Origin of the sequence: Peptoniphilus sp. oral taxon 386 str. F0131, assembly GCF_000090945.1 — a bacterium.
Taxonomy (GTDB): domain Bacteria; phylum Bacillota; class Clostridia; order Tissierellales; family Peptoniphilaceae; genus Anaerosphaera; species Anaerosphaera mikwangii.
Genome location: NZ_GL349422.1, coordinates 822,767 through 846,134, shown reverse-complemented (window position 1 = coordinate 846,134; position 23,368 = coordinate 822,767). Strand labels below are relative to the sequence as shown.

Here is a 23,368-nt window from a genome sequence, read left to right as displayed (position 1 = left end):
CCTTTTATTAGATTAAATCTAATAAAAGGATTTTTTAATTTATTATTACATTTTTTCAGGTGCTGCAACACCAATTAAATTAAGTCCTTCTTTTATTACTGTTTTAACTGCATAACAAAGCATAAGTCTTGCATTCTTAAGTTCTTCATCTTCAACTATAACTTGAGTTGAATTATAATATTTATTAAATAGCTTAGCAAGTTCAACTACATATCTTGTAATGAAGTATGGTTCATATTTCTCATGTGCATCAATTACAACATCTGTAAATTTATAAATTGTTCTAAGCAGATTTAATTCTTCATCTAATGTCAATAATGATGCATTAAATTTATTTTCTTTGTCGAAGTTTCCCTTTTCAAGCAAAGAACAAATTCTCGCATGAACATATTGAACATAAGGACCTGTTTCTCCCTCAAATGTCAATGTTTTATCCCAGTCGAAAACATAATCTTTAATTCTTTGATTAAATAACTCTTGGAACTTAACTGCGCCGATTCCAACTTGTGCTGCAAGTTCTTCTTTGTTTTCAATCTTTTCTCCTCTTTGTTTTTCTCTCTCTGTAAGAATTTCTAAAACTTTATCTTTTGCTTTATTTAAAACATCTTCAAGATATACAACTCTTCCCTTTCTTGTTGAAAGTGTTCCTTCTTCAAGTGACACCATACCAAATGGCACATGGACTACTTCATCCGACCAGTCATATCCCATTTCGGCAAGAACTGCCTTCAATTGTTGGAAATGAAGAATTTGTTGTGAACCTACAACATATATATTTCTTTTCGGATGATATGTTTCATGTCTATAATGTGCCGCCGCTATATCTCTTGTAATATAAATAGTAGAACCGTCTGATTTTATAATCAAAGATGGTGGAAGATTATATTTTTCAAGATCCACTATTTGTGCTCCGTCAGATAATTTTAATGCTCCGCTGTTTTTTAATGTCTCAACTTCTCCCGGCATTTTATCTGAATAAAAACTTTCTCCATTAAATGAATCATAATGCACATCTAACATATTATATACTTTGTTAAACTCATCAAGAGATATTTCTCTTATCCACTCCCAAAGCTTATAAGCTTCCTCATTTCCGTTTTCAAGCTCATTAAACCAGTGTCTGCATTCATCTTTAAGTGCAGGGTCGGCTTCCGCCTCCGCATTTATCTTTACATATAATTTTAAAAGTTCAGGAATCGGATCATTCTTTATTACTTCCTTATCTCCCCATTTTTTAATTGCCACAATTAACATTCCAAATTGGGTTCCATAATCTCCAAGATGATTTATTGCAATTGTATTATAACCTAAAAATGCATAAATTCTCTTTAAAGAATCTCCTATTATTGTCGATCTTATGTGTCCTATATGGAACGGTTTTGCAATATTCGGAGATGAATATTCAACTACTACGTTTTCTCCTTTTCCTATTCCCAGTTTTCCATAATCCTCATTCTTTTCAGATACTTCTCTAAGAACAGTTTCCGCCAATTCTTTTTTATTTATAAAAAAGTTTATATATGCAGATTTTGATTCAACTTTTTCAAAATATTCACTATTAATAGAGCCTGCTATTTCACCTGCTATTATTGCTGGATTCTTTTTATACACCTTCGCAAGAGAAAATACCGGAAATGCAAAATCTCCCATTTCATAATTCGGTGGAGTTTCAATCGCATTTCTGATTTCTACTTCTGAAAGTTCAGGAATTTTTCCATCTAATATCTTTACAATTTCGTCTTTAAAATTAATCATAGCTACTCCTCTTTGTTTTATATTTTTTATTATTTCTATATTTGTTATATTATACACTACTTACTTCAATTCTACAATGGTAACTCCCATTCCTCCTTCATTATATGCACTATCTGTTGCAGATTTTACATATTTATTCTTTTTGAGATATGCTCTTAACTTTTCTCTCAAAACTCCGGAACCTTTTCCATGTATTATTCTGATAGTTTTAAGTCCGGACAAATACGCATCATCAATATATTTTTCAACTATTATTTTTGCCTCGTCAAAATTTTCTCCTCTTACATCTATTTCAGATTTGATAAGCTTTGATTTCCTGTCTATTATCTTTTTTGTCTTTGTCTTTTGAACGGTATCATTTTCATTAGAATATACAAGCGTATTTTTAGGGAGCTTCATCTTCATCATTCCCATTTGCACTAATACATTTCCGTCCGCATCAGGTAATTCAAGAACTACTCCATCCGCACTTAATGATATTGAACGTATGCTGTCTCCTATTTTTAAATCTTTAACAGGATTTTTTACCTTTTCAATTTTTACCTTTTTGACATTGTTTGCAACATCTCTTAAATTATCTCTTAATACATCTTGAGCTTGTTGTAACTTTCTTGCCTGTTCTACACTTAGCTCCTCTTTAATAGAATATATTTCATCTAAGACAAGCTCTATATTTTCTTTAGTACGGGACAATAAATTTCTTGCCTCATCTTTTGCATCTGATATTACTTTTTCTCTGCTGTTTCTGATTTTTTCAAGTTCCCGCTCAAGTTTTTTATTGTGCTCTTCAAGTTTTCTCTGTTCTATTTCAGCTTTTTGTTTATGCTCTTCTATCTTACTTCTGTCTTCTTCAATAGATCTTAAAACTTCCTCAAATTCAATATTATCTTCACTTATAAGCTCTCTCGCTTCATCAATTATCTCATCTGAAAGTCCGAGTCTTTTCGAAATTTCAAATGCATTTGACTTCCCGGGCACTCCTATCAGTAATTTGTATGTCGGAGAAAGTGTATCTACGTTAAACTCCATAGAAGCATTTGCTACTCCGTCCACTGTAAGAGCATATATTTTAAGTTGATTATAATGCGTTGTGGAAACTGTCCGTATATTTTTTCTCAACATATAATCCATAATCGCTCTTGCAAGAGCAGCCCCTTCTGTCGGATCCGTTCCCGCCCCGAGTTCATCAAATAAAACTAAGCTTTTCTCTGTTGCCCTTTCTAATATTTCAACTATATTTACCATGTGAGATGAAAAAGTTGACAGTGATTGTTCTATACTTTGTTCATCTCCTATATCTGCAAGAACTTCATCAAAAATTCCTATTTCCGAATTTTCCTGTGCGGGTATATGAAGTCCATATTGCGACATTAATGTAAGCAGCCCCAAAGTTTTTAAGGTTACAGTTTTCCCTCCCGTATTTGGTCCTGTTATTATAAGAGATGTAAATTCATCTCCCAAGTAAATATATATGGGAACTATTTTTTTTACATTTAATAACGGATGCCTTGCAGCCTTTAAATTTATATAACCTCTGTCATTTAACATAGGTCTGCTTGCATTTTGATCGAGAGATAATTTTCCTTTTGCAAATATAAAATCTATTTCCTTTAAAATATCTTCATTAGCTGCAATCTCATAACTGACACCGGCAACCATATTTGACAACTCCTGTAAAATTCTCTCTATCTCTTCTCTTTCTTCGGATATTAATGTCTTTAGCTCATTATTATAATTTACAACCGCCATCGGTTCAATATAGACAGTCTGTCCGCTTGAACTCATATCGTGTATTAGTCCCTTTACTTTAGATTTATTCTCTTGCTTTACCGGAACTACATATCTTCCCTCTCTAATTGTTATTATAGAATCCTGAAGGTATTTTTTATCAGATTCACTTGTAACTATTGAATTTAATTTATCTCTTATAGCATCCTTTTTCTTTACTATTTGTCTTCGTATAGATGCCAATTTTGACGATGCCGCATCCGAAATTTCATTTTCAGATATTATGGCATTATTTATTGCATCTTCAATGTTTTTAAAACTGCTGAGACCCTCACCAAGTCCTTGAAGTATCGGATAGTTTCCGTCTTTGCTGTCTATATTAAAATAATTTTTTAAATATCTTGATACTCTTAAAAAATCAGAAACGCTCAATAACGTCGCAGCACTCAAACTTCCTCCTATGCTAACTCTTCGCATATAATCTTTCATTGCACTTATTCCGAAAAGTGGAGGTTCTCCTTTTTTTACTATTAGATTAACTGCTTCGGATGTTTCATCAAGCCTTCTGTTTATTTCATTTATATCAGTAGAAATATCTATTTCAGATGCCATTTCTCTGGCTATATCAGAAACAATTATATTTTTCAGTTTTTCAATTACCTTATCAAACTCAAGAATTCGCTTAGATTTTTCAAACAGATTGCCCATTTAAAATCCCCCTGTTATAATGTCCGTTTGTAACTGCTCCATATTTTTTCACTAATTTATCCTTTATTATATCTGAATTAAAACTTTTACCGCTTAAAATATCACTATATAAATTAACAGATTCATCTATATCTTCTCTTAAATTTAATTTATAATTCTCTATTCCCATAGACATATAATTTTTTACTTTTTCTGCAAGCATTATAGGATGACAATTGAAAATTTGTGAAGTTTCTCTATCTCTTTCAACCAAAAATTTTTCTCCTTTGCCATCTTTTAGATAAAATCCTCTGCTGTATTTACATTTTATACAATTTTTAGTATCTTTACAATTCAGCTCAACAGACATCGGACAATGAACCATTGTCATAACCGGAATTAATCCATGAGATATAACTTCTATTTTGTCGGCAAAATTTTTAGAGATAACTTTGATTTGTCTATTATTTAATTCCGGACTCAAGATAACTCTATCAAATCCCATCTCAAGAAGACATTTTACACTATAACTGTTAAAAGCATTTAATCCGATATCTGCAACCTTCACTATATCAATTCCGTTTAAAAGTGAAATTTGTGATAAATTATTTAATAACACTTCATCAAATAAATGAAAATTGTTTTTTAAAATATCAAAACTCTCAACAAGCTGTTTTGAATTTTGAAATTTTTTAAATACAGCACTTAACATTATATTTTTCTCTTTTAGATAACTGATAACATCATCTGTAATTTTATCTATCGGAAAATATATTTTATTTACCTTTTTTTCATTTAAAGATTTTAAATCATCTAAATTATTTATTTCAACATTAAGCTTAGCTTTTGAACGCTTTACTTTTCTATCTATGTTGAAGATAGAATTGTCCACAAAAATTCCCGCTCTGTCCCTTTTTATGAATAACCTGTCCAATTTCTCAATTGCAGCTCTTCTAAGTTCATTTATAGCGGACTTTGGCATAAATATATTTTCGTCCAATATAATATTTATCAATCCCGCCTTATAAATCGTTGAACCGAGTTTAGATAAATTTTCTCTGATTCTCTCTTCATCTAATGCTCTATTTTGAGCCTTTTGAACTAAAGTATCAATTTCTTCTCTAACTACGAAACCGTCACATTCCATTTCAATAACCGGTTTCTTATCTATTCTAAACTCCGCTCTTATATTTACGATTCTATATGATGCGGATTCATTCAGCTTAAAATTTATTGAATCTAACAACTCTTTTGATGACGTCTTATATATTTTAGAACCGACTATTATTTTTTTGTCCGTTTTAAATTTATATTCTTTCAAATTTCCGCTATTAAAATCAGACTTTAATCCGATGCTGTTTCCGTTGTAATTAAACTCCAACCCATCTCCTATATTTACTTTATCATTCAGCAATAGAATATAAGTTGATTTTGTCTTTGAAATTACTTCTCCTATCAAAACTCCTCTATTGTCAGGTCTGTCATAAGAAATAAAATCTCTTCCGAAATCTCCGTTAAATAAGCCGTTCGTAAATCCCCTATTAAAAATTTGCTTGACATTATTTTTATCTTCCGAATTAACTTCATCCTCAATTGCTTTTTTATAGCTTGAAACAATCTGATATACATACTCAGGTTTTTTCATTCTTCCTTCGATTTTCAAAGAATATATTCCCCTGTCAATGAGTTGTTTAACAGATGATATTGTATTTAAATCTTTAGGTGAAATTAAATATTTCTCATCTGCCACTTTATTAAAATCCAAATCTAATATTTCGTACTTCTTTCTGCAAGGCTGAGCACAATCTCCTCTGTTTCCTGAACGTGCACCTATCATAGAACTCATAAGGCATTCACCCGAAAAGCAAACACACAATGCCCCGTGAACAAAACCTTCTATATCCAAATCGGTCTGTTCTTTTATCAATTCTATTTCACTAAGTTCAGTTTCTCTTGCAAGAACAACACGTTCAAAACCAAAAGCTTCGACCGTTTTTGCTCCATACAAATTATTTATTGCCATCTGCGTACTGGCATGAATTTCCATGCCCCTAAAAAGTTTTCTTGCAAAAAGTGAAAATCCTAAATCTTGTACTATTATTGCATCTACTCCTATTTTATATAGATATTCCGTAAATTTTATTGCCTCTCTCATCTCGGTATCATCTATTAAAATATTTATAGTTACATATATTTTTACATTCCTTAAATGAGCATATTCTACAGCCTTTTTTAAATCTTCATTCGAAAAATTGTGTGCTTTGGATCTTGCACTGAACTTTTCTCCTCCCAAATATACTGCATTACACCCCGCCTTAACTCCTGCTTCTAATGCTTCAAAGCTTCCTGCAGGTGCCAAGATTTCATAATTGTTTTTATTCATTCAAACTCTCAATTTCTCTATTTAAATCCATTATTCTCTTTTGAGAATCATAAATTTGTTGCTCTAACACATTCTTTTCATCTTTAAGCTCATTTATAACAGCAAGCATTTCTTCAATTTTCTTATTTTTATTCAACGCTTCACTTCTAAGTTCTGTATTATCCTCTTCAAGAGATTTTATTTTATCTCTCAGCTTTGAAATATTATTTTTAAAATCCTGCTCGTCTAACAAGTGTTTAAGATTTTCTTCTCTAAGTTGCTCAAGTTCATCTAAACTGTTTTTATACACATCATCATCTTCTTTTATAATTTGGAGCAATTCATATTCTTTTTTCATTTTTTCTTTTTCATCTAATAGATTAAGAGCAAGAAGAATTAAGTTTTGATTTTGATTTAACTTAAAATTTGAACTTCTCATATTATTTATTCTATTGTTTAAATCATTTGCAAGCTCTTTAATATACTCTTCATCATCATTCCCTATAATATGAAAATTCATATCGTCAATTTGAACTTTTATTCTCTTTTTATCCATGACTACCTCCTAAATTAAATAAAAGAATCAATGAAATTTAAGTTTTCATTGATTCTCAATCAATTAAGCTCTGAGATTTGCACCATACTCTTTACTTAAATCATCTACAACTTTTGAAACTATATCATTTACTTCTTTATCCACAAGCGTTCTGTCATTTGCTCTAAATGTCATTGAAAATGCAATGGATTTTTTTCTGGATTCAATATTTTCACCGGTATAGACATCAAACACCTTAAATTCTTCAAGTAATTTCTTTCCATGTTTTCTGGCTATTAACTCAATTTCTCCGGCATCTATATCTCTATCGATTACAACTGCTAAATCTCTTCTCATTGCAGGATACTTGGGAAGTTCTCTGAATTTATAATTTTCAATGCTATTTTCTAAAAGTTTTTCAAATTCAATTTCTGCAACATAGCATTTCTTCTTTAACTCATAATTTTTAGCTACCAATGGATGAACTTCTCCAAATACTCCGATATATTTTCCATCAACATAAATTTCAGCGCTTCTGCCCGGATGTAAATAATTTATATTCGCTCTTTTATATTCAAGGTTCAAAATGCCTACTTGCCACAACGCTCTTCTAATGCTTTCCTTTAAAAAGTAAAAATCTCCCATATCATAAAATCCCATAGAAAGTTTTAACTCTTCTCTCGGAAGTCCTTCTCCTTGAGGTATAAATGTATTGCCGAATTCAAATCCTGCAACATACTCATTTCCTCTATGCTCATTCTTCGAAAGCACTTCTAACATATTGGAAACTAATGTAGTTCTCATAATACTATATTCTTCGCCCAAAGGATTAATTATTTTTACGACTTTTCTCTTATCATCAGTTTCATCCAACATAAGCTTGTCAAAATTTGACGGACTTACAAATGAATATGTCATAAATTCACTATATCCTATGCTGAGTAAAACTTTTTTTATTCTATCCTCTAAATTTCTAAGCTCAGATCTTCCGCCAACTGTAAGTGAACCCTCAAGCGGCTTCGGAATTATGTTATGATAACCGTAAATTCTTGCAACTTCTTCAATTAAGTCTTCTTCAATTTCAATATCAAGTCTAAATGTAGGAATATGTGCTGTAATCACTTCTCCGTTAATATCTGTATTAATTTGAAGTCTGTTCAATAAACCAGCTATTTCTTCCGCATTCAGCTCAAATCCTATTAATCTGTTACACTTTTCAACTCTTAAATTTAAGTCTGCTATCTCTCTAACTTTTCTATAATTGTCAATAGAACCTTTTACGACTTGTGCCGCATTAATTTTCTCAGCTAATTGGCAAACTCTATCAACTGCAATTTTAGGAGCATTTATATCTATTCCCTTTTCAAATCTTGCAGATGCCTCAGAACGAAGTTGCAATCTCTTTGATGTTTTTCTTATACTGTCAGCGTCAAAATTTGCTCCTTCAAGTAATACATTAACCGTATTATCCTTGATTTCAGAATCAAATCCTCCCATTATTCCTGCAAGACCTATTGCTCTTTTACCGTCTGCTATTACTATATCCTTTTCTTCTAAAAGTCTGTCCTCATCATCTAATGTCTTTATAACCTCGCCGTTTTTTGCCTGTCTTACGACAATTTTTTTATCTTGTAAATCATCAAGGTCATAAGCATGCAACGGTTGCCCATATTCAAGCATAACAAAATTTGTAAGGTCGACTATATTATTTATAGGTCTTACACCTGCGGATACAAGATAATTTTGTAACCACAACGGTGATGTTTCTATCTTTACATTTTTTAAAACTCTCGCATAAAATCTGTCACAATTTTCAGTTTCAATATCGACCGTATTAAAATAATCCGCTATATCATCAACTTCATTTAATATATCAATTTTAGGTTCCGATAACTCCATATCAAAAGTTGCGGCAGTTTCTCTTGCCATTCCTATAATGCTCAAACAATCAGGTCTGTTTGGAGTAATTTCTATCTCTATTATTTCCTTGTCAAGGTCAAGAACCGAAATTGCACTCTTGCCTATTTCCGTACCTTCAGGAAATAGAAAAATTCCATCTTTTGCCTCTTTTGAAATTACACTGTTATCGTATCCAAGTTCACCTAAAGAGCAAAGCATACCATAAGACTCAACTCCTCTTAGTTTTCCCTTGCTTATCTTAACTCCGCCGCTCAAATGTGCCCCTACAAGAGCTACCGGAACTACCGCTCCTTCATATACATTTTTTGCGCCTGTTACAATCTGAAGTATTTCAGTTCCGACATTAACAGAACAAACTACAAGTTTTTCCGCATCCGGATGTTTTTCTATCTTCTCAATTTTTCCCACTACAACTTTGCTTAAATTTTCAGCTCTATTCTCAATAGATTCAACATGAGAACCGGTCGCTGTTATCTCATCTGCAATAATTTTTACATCTTTATCTATATTTACATAATCTCTAAGCCATTTTACCGGTAATAACATTTTAACCCCCTAAAATTGATTTAAGAATCTATTGTCATTGTCAAACAACATTCTTATATCACTTATTCCGTATTTAACCATCGCAATTCTATCTATTCCCATTCCAAAGGCAAATCCGCTGTAAACCTCAGGATCTATTCCGCAATTTCTAAGAACATTAGGGTGAACCATTCCGCATCCTAAAAGTTCCATACTCCATCCTGTGTGATTACATGCAGAACATCCCTTTCCGCCACATACCGTACAAGTTACATCAACTTCTGCGCTTGGTTCTGTAAACGGAAAATAGTGAGGTCTGAATCTTGTTTTCATATCATCTCCAAAAAGGGTCTTTACAAAAATATTCAAAGTTTCAAAAAGATTTGCAAGCGAAATATTTTTATCCACTATAAGCCCTTCTAATTGATGAAACATCGGTGAATGAGTAGCATCAACCTCATCAGATCTGAACACTCTACCTGAACATACCATTCTGAGCGGCGCACCGTATTCCTTCATCGCTCTAATTTGAACCGGGGATGTTTGAGTTCTCAAAAGTGTATTTTCATTTATATAGAAAGTGTCGCTCAAATCCCTTGACGGATGATTTTTAGGAGCATTTAACAAGTCAAAATTATTCTCTACAGACTCCACTTCAGGTCCGTCATACACTCTAAATCCCATCTTTATAAATAAATCTTCAAGTTCTTCTAAAGTTTTTATAAGAGGATGTTCATGTCCGACTATTAACTTGTCACTATTAAGAGTAATATCCACTCTTTCTTCTATGAGCTTCTTCTCCAACAATACTTTATTTAATTCACTTGTTTTTTTATTTAATTCACTTTCAATTTTAGCTCTTACTTCATTTGCAAGAGCTCCCATAACAGGTCTTTCTTCTGCAGAAAGTTTTCCCATTTCACGAAGTACAAGTGTCAACTTTCCTTTTTTCCCTAAATATGACACTCTTATATTCTCTATTTCTTTAACATCTAAAGCAAGCTTTAAATTTTCTAATGCTCTTCTTTTAATATCTAAAATTTGTTCTTTCATCTTATCCTCCCGAGTCCTCATTCATAAGAGTATTATAGCATTAAGTCTCTACATTATCAATGTTGGAGCTGTATTGTCTTTACTCATTAAAAATTATTATTTATTTAATTCATAATTTATTCTTGATAAAATTCAATTCATATGTTATCATAATTAAGAAGTTATGGCGACATAGCCAAGTGGTAAGGCACGGGTCTGCAACACCCTTATCACCAGTTCAAATCTGGTTGTCGCCTCCATAAAAAGAGTTGAGATTTAAATCTCAACTCTTTTTTAATACCGTTGATACAAAAAAGTGCATTAGAAATTTCTAATGCACTTTTTTAAATCTAATTAAAATTTAATACAGGAACATTGTTGTTGGTATAACTGCTTGCAGGCGTTAATTCATAATTTTCGTTTCTTAAAAACTGAACATTAGCTCCATTTCCTATATCTCCATTTTGATCAACTGTTCCCATCATCCTGATTACAGCAAGTCTATTTAATGTATTTGAAGTTCCGATAGAAATTTCCTTTTCAGAACCCAATTTTAAATAAGGATTATTTGATTCTATTATTCTTACAGTATAAATTGTATTGTAAAGTGCCCCGCCAAAAGCGTTGTCATTTTTAACTGATATGACTTGAGCTACTGCATCAAAGCTTGCCTTAGGATCTATTATTTCAATTGCCCTTATATAGTTTCCGTTAACTTCAGCTCGCACATATTGATTATAAAGGGTATTTTGATTTAATGATAAATATCCTCCGGTTGCAACTTTCAATCCTGTATTTTTATCCGTATACAATGTCAAATCCTTATTTGCAGTTCTGATAACAACTTCTAAATCAGGAGTTACCTGATTTTCATATGAATATCTCGGTCTAACATTTATAACTCTTCCCGTTTCAATATTTTGACTTTGATTTTGGTTGGTTCTGACTGCAATTTTATAATTTGTAGTGAAAGTAACATTTTGTCCTATTCTAAGATCTGTGAAAATACTGCTGAAATTAGAAGTTTGATTTTCATAGAAAGTATATTCCTTTCCATCTGCAAGTCTTAAAACTATATTGCTCTTTGTTGTGGAAGTAGCTGAATTAATTTTTGTTATATATCCTGTAACTGATCCGGTCTTAGGATATGCAACAGCCTCTGTTACCTTTCCTGAAGAATCCGTCTTAAATTCGACAAGCTCATCAAATGAAAGTTTTTCAGGTTTTATTTCATATCCAAGCTCATAAATTTTAGCTCCGTTTGCAAGAGTAAACATAGCATTATCAGTAGTGTTAAACATATCAGCTTTTGTAGTGTCAACACTTGAATCATTTGTTCTATATTTAGCTGTAAATCCTGTTATATGTGTGTTTGTAACATATCCGATCAAGTTTTTAGCGCTATTTATTACTTCAACTGTTTTTGCAATTCCGGTTACTGTGGAATCTGTTCCTGTAACATAAGTTATCTTAACTTCCTGTTCAGGCTTAATATCTTTAAACGTTGCTGCTTGTCCGTTAATCTTATATGTTGTACTTGCATTTACTCTAAATTGAGATCTCTTGGAATCTTTTTCTATGATTACAGTATCGAGATTGTTAAGAGTAGTTGCAAGAACCACTTTTCCGGTTGCTGTTAATGTTTGTGTATTTAAAGACTCAGATTTTGCATAATCATAAGATAATTTTGTTATCTTAGCCATTTCAGATCTTCTGATATATCTCTTTCCTTCAAATTTTCCGTCAGAACCTGTTGGTGAAAATATGTTTTCTTTAACTAAAGATGCTAAATACCCTCTTGTACTTATCGGAATATCATCCTTATCAGTATGCTTTAATAAAGATTCATCTCCCTTAGCTGATAGTTTAAGTGCTCTTGCATAATATACAGCTATCGTATTTCTATTAGGATAAACTAAATCTTTTTCTTTAACTCCCTTAGAAAGAAATCCGTTTTGCTTAGCTTCTTTAAGAGTGTCTGTTGTTATTATGCTTCTGTCAATAGAAATGGCAATTGCTTCCTTAGCCCAAGATGCAACCCCGCTTTTTTCTATATCGGAGCCATATTTTTCAACAGCCTTATTAATTTCATCTCTTGTAGGATTTATTATTCCCTTTATAAGCTGATGTACTTCCTCAAAACTTACCGCTTTGTCAGGTTCATAATTTCCGTTTGGATAGCCCTCAATTATTCCCTTATCACTCAATTCGTCTATATAACTGTAAGCCCATCCATAAGGACCGTTTTTCTTTACATCCTTAAATTCTTTGGCAAGAACAATATTCGGTACCAACATAACAGTACATAGTCCAATTGTAAGTGCCTTAACTATTCTCTTGTTCATTTTACATAACCTCCATTAGTTAATACACCTACATTATATCACATTAATCTCTAAAATCGTGTTACAAGTTTATTGCAAAATTTATATTTATCATACAATTTTATAGTTTTATTTTACTATTTTGTACTATTTGATGTATAATAAATTTAAGGAGGGATACTATGCGTTATTTACCCGTTAATTACGATACTAAAAATAAAAATGTACTTATATTGGGCGGCGGACTTCTTGCCCTTTCAAAAATTAAAGAATTATTAAACACAGAATTTAAAATTTATGTAATAGCAGACAGTTTTGTAGATGAAATTAAAAAATTGGCACAAACTAACAGTGACAGACTTTTTACAAAAGAAGAAAAACTCACTGAAAATTTTATTTTCTTTGCCTATGACTATTTATTGATAGCGACCAACAATTTTGAACTTAATGCAGCATTTGAAAAACGTGCTCAAAAATCAAAAATACTCTATGAAAGATGCGATATAACATCAGAGTCAACTATGCTTTTAAATAAAGTTATAGAAAAAGACGGTTTGACAGTTGGAATATCAAGCAGTAAATTAAATCCGACTATAACCGGTATCTTATATGAAGACATCTCTGCTATGCTTGAAAAATACAGCAGTGAAAAAATCAAAATTCTAAACAAAATAAGGACGGAATTAATCAGAAAGAATTCTCCTAATACGGACGAAATAATAAGAGAATTATATGATAAAGAAAAACTCACATTAGATACCTATTTAAAAAATCTAAATTATAAGCCTGAACAGGTTTCTGAAAATACTGAGAATAAAGAAGAAACTGCAAATGAAATTACAGATGAGAATATAGAAGATATTGAAATTAAAGAAGTTGAAAAAACTGAGGTTACAGAAGTTTTAGATACAGATAAATCCGAAACGGAATAATTGAATAAAATAATTTTAAAATACTGTAAAATTTTAATATGTAAGATAATATAAACTATGCAATGCATAGTTTATATTTGATTTATTTTAAACTTATAGTATAATCTAATTAGAATTTTTTCTAAATAGGTGATAATATGTTAAAAATTGAAAACTTAATTAAAAAATATGGAAATAAAGAAATTTTACATGGAATAAACTTAGAAATAGAATCCGGAGATATATTTGGATTTATCGGCAAAAACGGTGCCGGAAAAACAACTACTATAAAATGTGTTGTCGGACTCATCGAATACGATAGCGGAAATATTCTTATAAACGGAATGGACAACTTGGAAAATTCTCTTGAATGCAAAAAAATAACAGCTTATATTCCGGATAATCCCGAACTCTATGAATTTATGAACGGCATAGATTATCTAAATTTCATAGCAGATGCATTTGATGTAAAACAGGATATCAGAATGGAAAGAATTGTAAAATATTCAAAAATATTTGACATACACAATAATTTAAACGAATCAATTTCCACTTATTCTCACGGAATGAAACAAAAGCTTGCAATAATTTCAGCTCTGATTCATGAACCGAAGCTGTTAATTTTAGACGAGCCCTTTGTCGGACTTGATCCTACTGCCACTCACTATTTAAAAGAAGAATTTAAAAATATGTGTCAAAGGGGAACTGCAATATTTTTCTCTACACACGTCCTTGAAGTAGCTCAAAATTTGTGCAATAAAATTGCAATAATAAAAGACGGAAATATTATTGAAACAGGACTTACAAATGAGGTTACTAAAAAATCCTCTCTTGAGGATATCTTTTTGGAGTTGATGAAAGATGAGATTAGATAAACTTAAATTATTACTTAACATTGAAAAAAGAAGATTTCTAAATTCCAACTCAAATAGAAAAAAACTGTTTACGGGAATAACAGCTCTTATTATACTCGGATTTTTTATAAGTATATATGTAGTATCCATTACTGTATTTTTATATAACTCATACAGACAAATACTCATAACAACTTTTGCAATTATCGGTTTCATAGGAATTTTTGTATCCACGTTAAGAAGCGGCTATTCAAATTTATTCGGTAAAAGCGAATATAATATCATATTTCCGCTTCCATTTACCGATCTTGAAATTATACTTTCAAAGCTTGCAGGAATATACCTAAGTTCCTACTACTATGTTCTAATTATGCTGAGTTTTCCCGTACTGTATGTTCTGTTTAAGGCATATGGAATTATAGCAACAATAAACGGACTTTTGTCTCTTGTGTTTTTTCCCGCAATACCCGTTTCCTTAGCTTTGTTAATAGCATCTTTAGGTTCAAAAAACTTTAAGTTCAAATATGCAAGACAATTTTTTTCTATACTGTTAACACTGCTTATAGTATTGCTCTATGCACTGATATATGTATTTAGAAAACTGTTTTATGATAATTTATATTTAGCCGCAGTAAATGTATCCCGAGTTTTTACGACAGTTTTATTTCCATATAAATTTTTTGAAAATGCAGTAGTCAAAAACAGTATAATTGAAACGCTGTTGTTTTCTGTAATTTCAATAGCTGTTGCAGCAATTGTATCTATTTATATATCTAAAAATTATTTTAAAATTCACTATAAAAATAATAATACCGCTAAATATAAAAAATCAAAGGCACTCGATTTTAAAAAATCAAGCTTAAGTAAAACTCTGTTTAAAAAAGAACTCAGGACTTATTTTTCAAGTTCAATTTATCTGATGAATACTATTTTTGCTCCGATGTTTTTAACAATAATCGGAATCATATCAATATTCTTAGATGATAATTCACTTAATTCTCTAAGCGGATATAAAAATTTAGGCGAAATAGTAAGACTCAATATAATATTTATACTGTGTTCATTCGCCGCCATATCTCAAACTACCTATTGCTCTATGTCAATAGAAGGAAAAAATATTTGGATTACACTAAGTCTTCCGATAGAAAATAAAAAAATATTCATTTCTAAAATAAAGGTCGGAATGAGTATTATAATATTTCCAATAATCTTTTGTGCAATAGTTTTCGGAATAAAATATAAATTATCTGTTTTTGATATAGTAATGTTTATTCTTACACCTATCTCCTACTCGTTATTCGGAAATATTTTAGGCCTGTTATATGATATTAAAACCGCAAACTACTCATGGAACAATGAAAACGAAATTGTAAAACAGAGATTTTCTATGATACTCATACAAATAATTTTGGCAATACCATTACTTATAACATACTTTGTGTCAAGAAAATTTAATTTAAACAGTTCAATTATGATATTCATCGTAATAAGTATAATAAATACACTGCTTTGGATAAAGCTGACTAAGAAAAAGCTGTATATGGATTAATATTAATTAGTTTTTAAAAATCTTTTGTGTTATAATAAATTTATCTAAATATAAAGAAGGTGAGTTCATTGTTTTGCCCAAATTGTGGAAATAAAATTTCTGAATTTGATAACTATTGCCCTAACTGTGGTAAAAATATTAAAAATGTTAAGGTATCAATAATATCAAATGACCCGAAAGACCAAAAAAAAGAATTACAGACAGATGATGTTACCAGAATATTTAAACCACTGTCAAATATAAATGGGATTGATTCTACAGATGAACTTAAAAATATAATACGTGCTGTAGATAAAAAGATTTCAGAAAATATTTCAGATTATGAAAAAAAATCAAAAATAGAAAGCGAAAATACTTTAGGTCCAAAAAGAAATCACGCAGATGAAATTGTAGATTTTACAGAAAAAGCAAAGACAGACTATAAAAAAGAAGAAACTGCAAAAGTGGCAAAAGTTACTCCCAAGGTAAAAAAACTTCCTCCGGAAGATAAACCTGCAGATAACATAAAAAAAGAAGAGCCGAAAAAACGCAGTTTAAAAGATATGTGGCATAAATTTATAAATGAAGATGATGATGAATTTTCCATCTTTTCATCGTTTGACAAAGAAACAAATGCCGTGAAAAAAGAAAGTGTCGGCGTTGCATCTTCATCTGATACAAGCATATCAATGGAAGATACAATGGGACTTTCAAAAGTTCAAATCGAAGAAGCTATTGCAAGAAGTGAAAAAGCGGAAAAAGATAAACACATTCAGAAATCAGAATCTGAAAAAAAAGAAACTACTTCTAAAAATGAGCAATCTTCATCTGAAAATGAAAAACCGCAATCATTAAGCTATAAAAATCTTACGGATCTTGTAAATGCAGAAATTAAAAAATCAAATGTTGAACCCGAAAAACAAACATTATTTTCAAATTTCACTAAAAATAAAACAGAAAAAAATCCCGAAGATAAAAAAGGACTAAAAAATATTTTCGACTTCAAAAAAGAAAAGAATGATACAAACACAACAACTACTAAGACAGAAAAGATAAATATTCCAAAGGAACAAAAGAAACCGGAAGAAAAGCAAAAAGCGGATATTGTTAAAAATGTTTCCGATATTCCTAAATCTGCGGGAGAAAAAAACAGTATTGTCAAACAATTATATTCAATAGAAGATAAACTGTGCTCAATGATAGAAAAATTTAATTCTAAGATGAGCGGCAAAAATTCATATAAGATAATTGCACTTATAGCAATGATATTGACTGCACTTCCCGTTATAATAAGCTTAAGGGCATTTTCAATATCACTTATTGTAGTAATTATAATGAAAATTCTTTTAAAGCTGAGTCAATTTTACATTTCATTAAATATAACAACCGATAAAGCCTGGATAGAATCGAGCTTTGATGAAGTAAAAAAATTCTCAATTGTAAACTGGATGTTCTGTGAAATTTTCTTATTCATTGCCTATATATTCTCTCCATGGAATGGAATGTTTAAGTTTGAACTGCTTGCAGCCTTAACTCCACTGCCTCTTGCGACAGTCATATTATTTTTACTGTCTACACTAATCGCAATGGCTCAATATTGGCCGCAACTTAGAAATAAAAGTAAAGTTGACTTCATCGCATGGTATATAATACCGTTCATAATCTTAGAATTTGTAAGTAAATTTGTATTTATCTTTTCAACCATATTTATGAGTTAATAAAAAACCCGTTTAAAACGGGTTTTTTTATTAAAGAGCCTTTCGGCTCTTATAATTTTATTACATTGTAAATTTGGCAATCTTTAAGTATGCTTCCTCATCTTCTAAAATAACGCTCCACTTTCCATACTTACCTATCGTCTTTGCCATTTCCTCGAAATAGAACATCACAATTCCGATATCTATCAAACTTCTACTATCTTCGTCAGATTTAACCATATACACATAGACATCCGAATCTTTAACAACAAATCTCCATGGTTGAAAATTTTTATGGCTCGGTGCATATCTGACTGATGAAAATATTTCAAGTAATCCTCTGTTTTCAAGTTCCTCTATATCAATATTTTGTCCAATCTTATTAAAGAAAACTATCTCATCTATTTCATATCTTGCACTAAATATTTCACGCTCGTAAAATTTCTTTTCCTTTTCATATCCAAATGCAATTAAATAGTCAATATACTCTCCTTCCGCTCCAAAGATAGATTTCATAGTATGATTATCAACTTTATCAACAGTTATCCAGCAAGTATTAAGACCCATATCAATTAACTTGGTATTCAGTTTTTCAAGATAATATCCAGCATGTAGTAGCGTAGATCTGTGAGTGTCCCTCATTGTAAGAGCAATATAGTGAGGAGAATTTATCATAACTCCGCTATATCCCGCCTTACCTATTAATCCTTCGTAAATAATCTTTCCGTTTTCATATAACACAAAATCAACAGAAGCCTCTTCCTTTGTAATAACTTCCATATATTCTCTTATCTTTTCAAGCTCCGCACTTGATATAGCACTGTTTTTAAACTCTCTTACAGATTTTCTCTTTTGCAAAAAATTTGTCATCACCATAAAAATTTACCCCCTACAAAAAATTAATCATAAAACTTCAATAAATACAGAATATAATTCTCCGATATATTCTAAAATTATTTTATAATAATCCATACCATATATTAATTATATAACAACGAATTACTTTTATAAAGTAGTTTATAAATTAATTAAAAATTATAAAGCTTATTGTAATTGAAAAATAACTTTTTACAATATAAAATAGTTATGGGGGTATAGAGATGAAGCTTTCTGACGAACAACTAAAAACAACATACCACATGGACGGACCCGCACTTGTACTTGCAGTTCCGGGAGCCGGAAAAACCACAATGCTCCTGTACAGAACAATGCAACTTATACAAAACGGAATAAACTCCGACAGAATACTTACAATAACTTTTTCAAAATCAGCATCTCTTGATATGAAAAGCAGATTTAAAAAGCTTTTTCCAAACTTCAAACGAGAGCTTAACTTTTCTACCATACATGCATTTTGTTATGGAATAATCCGTGAATACTCAAAACTTAGAGGAAAGACATACAGACTTATTGAAGAAAACTCGATATCAAAATTTGAATTGCTCAGCAAAATCTATTATGAGATAAATAAAAAAACAGTAACAGAAGAAAACCTTGAAGCAATAATAAATAAAATATCTTACTTCAAAAACACTCTGCTAACCCCGAACGAAACTAACACCGATATTCCAAACTTTGTCAAATTATATAATTTTTACGAACAATATAAGCTTAAAAATGGACTAATCGATTTTGATGATATGATTACAGAAGCACTGAAAATCTTAAAGACGGATGACTACATCAGAGCAAAATATAAAAATAAATTTGACTACTATCAACTTGATGAAGGTCAAGATACATCCTTTGCACAATTCGAACTTATAAAATATCTGTGTGCACCTAAAAACAACATATTTATAGTCGCAGATGACGACCAGTCAATTTATGCATTTAGAGGTGCGGAACCGAACTATCTTTTAAATCTGAATAAAATCTATAAAAATTTAAAAACTTATTATTTACAAAACAACTTCAGATCATCAAAAAATATAGTAAATACATCAAACCTGTTTATAAAAAACAATTTCAACAGATTTGATAAAAATATAATAACTCAAAACGATTATTTAGAACCTGTAAATATTATAAAATTATCTACAAATGATGATGAATATAACTATATATATGATAAAATTACATCAGAGCCGTTAAAATCTTATGCAATAATATACAGAAACAATTTGAGCAGCTTAGGACTCATAGAATTCTTGGAACGCAAAAATATAAGCTTTAATATCAAAGGAGCAAAATTGAAATTCTTCAGCCACTTTGTAGTTAAGGACATACTTTTGATTTTAGAATTTTCAAATAACTTATCAGATATAGAAATATATTCAAAAATATATTATAAACTAAACGGCTATATATCTAAAAAACACATAGATTATCTGAAAAAGAACGGCGGAAAAAATTTATTTAAAACTCTTTTAGACTATCCGTTACTTCCCGAATACTACAGAGAAAACATATTTAAACTTATGTCGGAATTTAAAACCTTAAAAAACTTAGACTTTAAATATCAGATAGAATATATATTAAATGAACTCGGATATGATCACTATCTAAGAGAATATGCCAAAAAATTCGGATTCAGCTATGAATCACTGAGAGAATTCGCACACTACCTAAAATATATAGCGACATTTGAAAAAAATTTAGATACACTTCTTGCAAGATTAAAATATCTTGAACATATAACAAATACACCTAAAAATTCAAAATCAAACATCACAATTTCAACCATACATTCAATAAAAGGACTTGAATTTAACACAGTATTTGTAATAGACTTAGTAGAGGGAGTTCTCCCCTCAAATAAATCACACTTGGACGATATGCTGTTTGAAGAAGAACGAAGACTCTTTTATGTTGCAATGACAAGAGCAAAAAACAAATTATATTTAATATATCCAAAATATCACAACAACAACGAATGTGAAATAAGCAGCTTTTTAACAGAGCTTTCTAAACTATAGGAGGTGACTTATGGAATTTGAGCCTAAAAAAATGCCTGATACGGAAACAGAAGAAACTGACATCCAAAAAGAATATGAAACAGAACAAAAATATGAATTTGAAACAGAAGGTATAGAAGAAAAACTCAAAGACATATTAAAAGATAATGACAAAGAAGCCGCAGAAGAACTGTGTCGTGATGTTCACTATGTAGATATAGCAAACGGACTGGACGACCTTGACGAAGATGAACTCAAACAATTTATGTTTCTACTGCCGGAAGAAGACGTCGCCGGAATACTTGAAAGCGCATGGGAAGAATTGCAACAAAAAATTTGTTCATTCTATACAAACGATCAACTTATAGATATATTTTCCTATATGACAAATGCCGATGCCGCCGATTTGCTCGGTATACTCCCGACATACAGACGTAAAGACATCTTGAGATTTATGAAAAAATCAGACTCAAACATCTTGAAGCTCATCTTATCATTTGATGAAGAATCCGCCGGCGGTATTATGACCACAGAATTTATAGCACTGAAAGAAACCCTCACCGTACGAGAAGCAATAAATAAAATAAAACAGATAGCACCTGAAACAGAAATAATAGAATACCTTTTGATAACTGACAAGCTACACAGATTACAAGGTCTTGTAGACTTGAGAAAAATATTGGTGGCAAATGACAACACACTTTTAAAAGACCTGTTGGAAGAATTTCCATTCTATGTATACGCAGATGACGACCAGGAACTTGCCGCAAATATAATTACAAAATACGACCTTACAATTTTGCCGGTAGTCAATAAAAACATGGCAATACTTGGAGTTATAACATCTGACGATATAATCTCGGTAATTGACCAAGAATACTCGGAAGACATACTTGCAATGAGCGGGGTAAGCAAAGACGAAGAATTTGACTCCGGATTTTTCGAATCATTCAAAAACAGAATACCGTGGTTGATAATAAATATGTTTACCGCATTCTTGGCATCATCGGTAGTAGGTGCATTCTCAAGCACAATAGCAGCAGTAGTTGCACTATCCGCAGCAATGCCAATCGTAACCGGAATGGGAGGCAACGCGGGAACACAAACCCTATCCATAGTCCTAACCTCAATTGCAAGAGGTGAAATGAATCTGAAAGATGACTGGAAACTCATATTTAAAGAAATCGGACTCGGTCTGCTCGACGGAGCAATAATAGGAATAATAACAGGAATAACACTTACAATTATGTATAAAAACATATTCTTGGGAGTGATAATGTTCTTTTCAATGATATTAAACATGATAGTCGCAGGAGTAACCGGATTTTTAATACCGTTAATACTTGACAGAGCAAATATTGACCCGGCGGTATCATCATCAATAATACTGACAACCTTTACAGATACATGCGGTTTTTTCATATTCCTTGGACTTGCGACAGTATTTTTATCAAAACTACTATAAATTCCCTTAACAAAATTAAGGGAATTTTTATTTTAAAATCTTTTCAAAAGCAAGCCTTTCCTTCAATATATCCAAAATAATAACTCCGCAATACACATAGCCCATCTTCTTCAGAAAATTTTGCATCGGAATATTATCCCTGTGAGTATCAACCTTTAAACTCTTCTTTCCACTTAAAATAGCAAACTTTTCAATCTCATCAAACAAAATCTTTGCATAACCCATTTGTCTTTTATCCTCGGACGTTGCAACCCTATGTATCGCAAAATACGAATCATCAGAAATCCATTTTCCTTCATAAATTACATCATACTGTTTATCATGCTCCATTAAAACAGCAGTAGCAACTATGCCCTCATCATCAAGAACATAAATATCATCATTTAAATCAGCACTTGGCATCTCATCATTTTGCCACTGGTCAACCCCGAGAGTTCCAAGCAATTTCGACCCGTCGCCATACATTTTATTTATAAAAACAATATCATCATTATTAGCACGCCTAAAAATCATAAAATCACCTCAACTCAATTTTAATATACAAAACTTTTTTTGTCATTATATGAGATTTCTCCATTTCTGCTACCGCCTACAGTCGAAATGACAAGAAACAACAATGTCATCTCGACTAAACGCCGAAGGCGTGCATGGAGAGATCTCTTCAGTCAAAATGACAAAATGGGTCATGTCATCTCGACCGGAAATGAACGGAACAAAGTGCAGTGAATTGGAGCGGAGAGATCTCTTTCCTTTTGACATTATGTGAGATTTCTCCATTTCGGCTTCGCCTCCAGTCAAAATGACAGAAAAACAATGTCATCTTGACTAAACGCCGAAGGCGTGCATGGAGAGATATATTCAATCGAAATGACATATGTAATAATAAAATGCAAAAAGAAAAACCTAAGAGATTTCTCTCTCAGGTTTAATCTTTAATTTAAGCTAATTAGTTAAGTGCAGATACTGCAATATTTGTTAACTCTTTTTCAGCTGAAGTTTTTCCGCCTTTTGTAAGCTTAAACTTTATGCTTGCAACCGGATTAGTAATTGCATCTCCATCTGCAGGTGATGTAATTTCAACTGTTATTGATGAATCATTCAAATATTTTTCAATAGCTAACTTAACTGCAGCTTTAACTGCCTTAGTA

At 31.2% G+C, this 23,368-nt stretch carries 16 protein-coding genes and 1 tRNA gene; 7 read left to right on the top strand and 10 right to left on the bottom strand.

Features of this window, described 5'->3' with window-relative positions; translation table 11 throughout:
- Positions 1-45: 45 nt before the first annotated feature.
- The 6 genes from argS to pheS all read right to left on the bottom strand — a co-directional run bounded on the left by argS (position 46) and on the right by pheS (position 10,565).
- Positions 46-1,755, bottom strand: coding sequence for an arginine--tRNA ligase (gene argS, locus HMPREF0629_RS03975; RefSeq protein ID WP_009222078.1), 1,710 nt, complete (start codon positions 1,753-1,755; stop codon positions 46-48).
- A gap of 60 nt (positions 1,756-1,815) precedes the next feature.
- Entirely contained in the window at positions 1,816-4,191 is a 2,376-nt protein-coding gene (locus HMPREF0629_RS03970) for an endonuclease MutS2 (RefSeq protein ID WP_009222077.1), read from the bottom strand.
- Positions 4,175-6,553, bottom strand: coding sequence for a U32 family peptidase (locus HMPREF0629_RS03965; RefSeq protein WP_009222076.1), 2,379 nt, complete (start codon positions 6,551-6,553; stop codon positions 4,175-4,177). The genes HMPREF0629_RS03970 and HMPREF0629_RS03965 overlap by 17 nt, the downstream gene beginning before the upstream one ends.
- On the bottom strand, positions 6,546-7,088 hold the full coding sequence (locus tag HMPREF0629_RS03960) for a cell division protein ZapA (protein ID WP_009222075.1): 543 nt from the start codon (positions 7,086-7,088) through the stop codon (positions 6,546-6,548). The genes HMPREF0629_RS03965 and HMPREF0629_RS03960 overlap by 8 nt, the downstream gene beginning before the upstream one ends.
- Positions 7,089-7,151: 63 nt before the next feature.
- Positions 7,152-9,533, bottom strand: coding sequence for a phenylalanine--tRNA ligase subunit beta (gene pheT, locus HMPREF0629_RS03955; RefSeq protein WP_009222074.1), 2,382 nt, complete (start codon positions 9,531-9,533; stop codon positions 7,152-7,154).
- A 9-nt stretch (positions 9,534-9,542) separates the two neighbouring features.
- Positions 9,543-10,565, bottom strand: a complete 1,023-nt coding sequence (pheS, locus tag HMPREF0629_RS03950) for a phenylalanine--tRNA ligase subunit alpha (RefSeq protein ID WP_009222073.1) — start codon at positions 10,563-10,565, stop codon at positions 9,543-9,545.
- Positions 10,566-10,730: 165 nt separating this feature from the next.
- Here pheS and HMPREF0629_RS03945 point away from each other — a divergent pair.
- Positions 10,731-10,804: transfer RNA gene (locus tag HMPREF0629_RS03945), tRNA-Cys, on the top strand.
- A 90-nt stretch (positions 10,805-10,894) separates the two neighbouring features.
- Here HMPREF0629_RS03945 and HMPREF0629_RS07670 read toward each other — a convergent pair.
- Complete coding sequence (locus HMPREF0629_RS07670; protein WP_009222072.1) at positions 10,895-12,889, bottom strand: S-layer homology domain-containing protein; 1,995 nt, start codon at positions 12,887-12,889, stop codon at positions 10,895-10,897.
- A 161-nt stretch (positions 12,890-13,050) separates the two neighbouring features.
- Here HMPREF0629_RS07670 and HMPREF0629_RS03935 point away from each other — a divergent pair, with 161 nt between their 5' ends.
- The 4 genes from HMPREF0629_RS03935 (at position 13,051) to HMPREF0629_RS03920 (ending at position 17,879) form a co-directional block, all read left to right on the top strand.
- On the top strand, positions 13,051-13,800 hold the full coding sequence (locus HMPREF0629_RS03935) for a bifunctional precorrin-2 dehydrogenase/sirohydrochlorin ferrochelatase (RefSeq protein ID WP_009222071.1): 750 nt from the start codon (positions 13,051-13,053) through the stop codon (positions 13,798-13,800).
- Positions 13,801-13,937: 137 nt separating this feature from the next.
- Entirely contained in the window at positions 13,938-14,654 is a 717-nt protein-coding gene (locus HMPREF0629_RS03930) for an ABC transporter ATP-binding protein (protein WP_009222070.1), read from the top strand.
- Entirely contained in the window at positions 14,641-16,182 is a 1,542-nt protein-coding gene (locus tag HMPREF0629_RS03925; protein WP_009222069.1) for a hypothetical protein, read from the top strand. The genes HMPREF0629_RS03930 and HMPREF0629_RS03925 overlap by 14 nt, the downstream gene beginning before the upstream one ends.
- A gap of 68 nt (positions 16,183-16,250) precedes the next feature.
- Entirely contained in the window at positions 16,251-17,879 is a 1,629-nt protein-coding gene (locus HMPREF0629_RS03920; RefSeq protein WP_039856597.1) for a zinc ribbon domain-containing protein, read from the top strand.
- 60 nt (positions 17,880-17,939) lie between these two features.
- Here the strand turns inward: HMPREF0629_RS03920 and HMPREF0629_RS03915 are convergent, their stop codons facing one another.
- On the bottom strand, positions 17,940-18,734 hold the full coding sequence (locus HMPREF0629_RS03915; RefSeq protein WP_009222067.1) for a nitroreductase family protein: 795 nt from the start codon (positions 18,732-18,734) through the stop codon (positions 17,940-17,942).
- A 224-nt stretch (positions 18,735-18,958) separates the two neighbouring features.
- On the opposite strand from HMPREF0629_RS03915, the gene HMPREF0629_RS03910 reads away from it, so the two are divergent.
- Both HMPREF0629_RS03910 and mgtE read left to right on the top strand, forming a co-directional pair.
- Entirely contained in the window at positions 18,959-20,776 is a 1,818-nt protein-coding gene (locus tag HMPREF0629_RS03910; RefSeq protein WP_009222066.1) for an ATP-dependent helicase, read from the top strand.
- Positions 20,777-20,786: 10 nt separating this feature from the next.
- Entirely contained in the window at positions 20,787-22,220 is a 1,434-nt protein-coding gene (gene mgtE, locus HMPREF0629_RS03905; protein ID WP_255263826.1) for a magnesium transporter, read from the top strand.
- Positions 22,221-22,247: 27 nt separating this feature from the next.
- On the opposite strand, the gene HMPREF0629_RS03900 is transcribed toward mgtE, so the two are convergent.
- Both HMPREF0629_RS03900 and HMPREF0629_RS08005 read right to left on the bottom strand, forming a co-directional pair.
- Positions 22,248-22,733: an N-acetyltransferase gene (locus HMPREF0629_RS03900; RefSeq protein ID WP_009222064.1), complete on the bottom strand. Its 486-nt coding sequence runs from the start codon at positions 22,731-22,733 to the stop codon at positions 22,248-22,250.
- Between the two features lie 433 nt (positions 22,734-23,166).
- Positions 23,167-23,368: hypothetical protein (locus HMPREF0629_RS08005; protein ID WP_039856595.1), on the bottom strand; the 202-nt coding region annotated here is incomplete at its 5' end.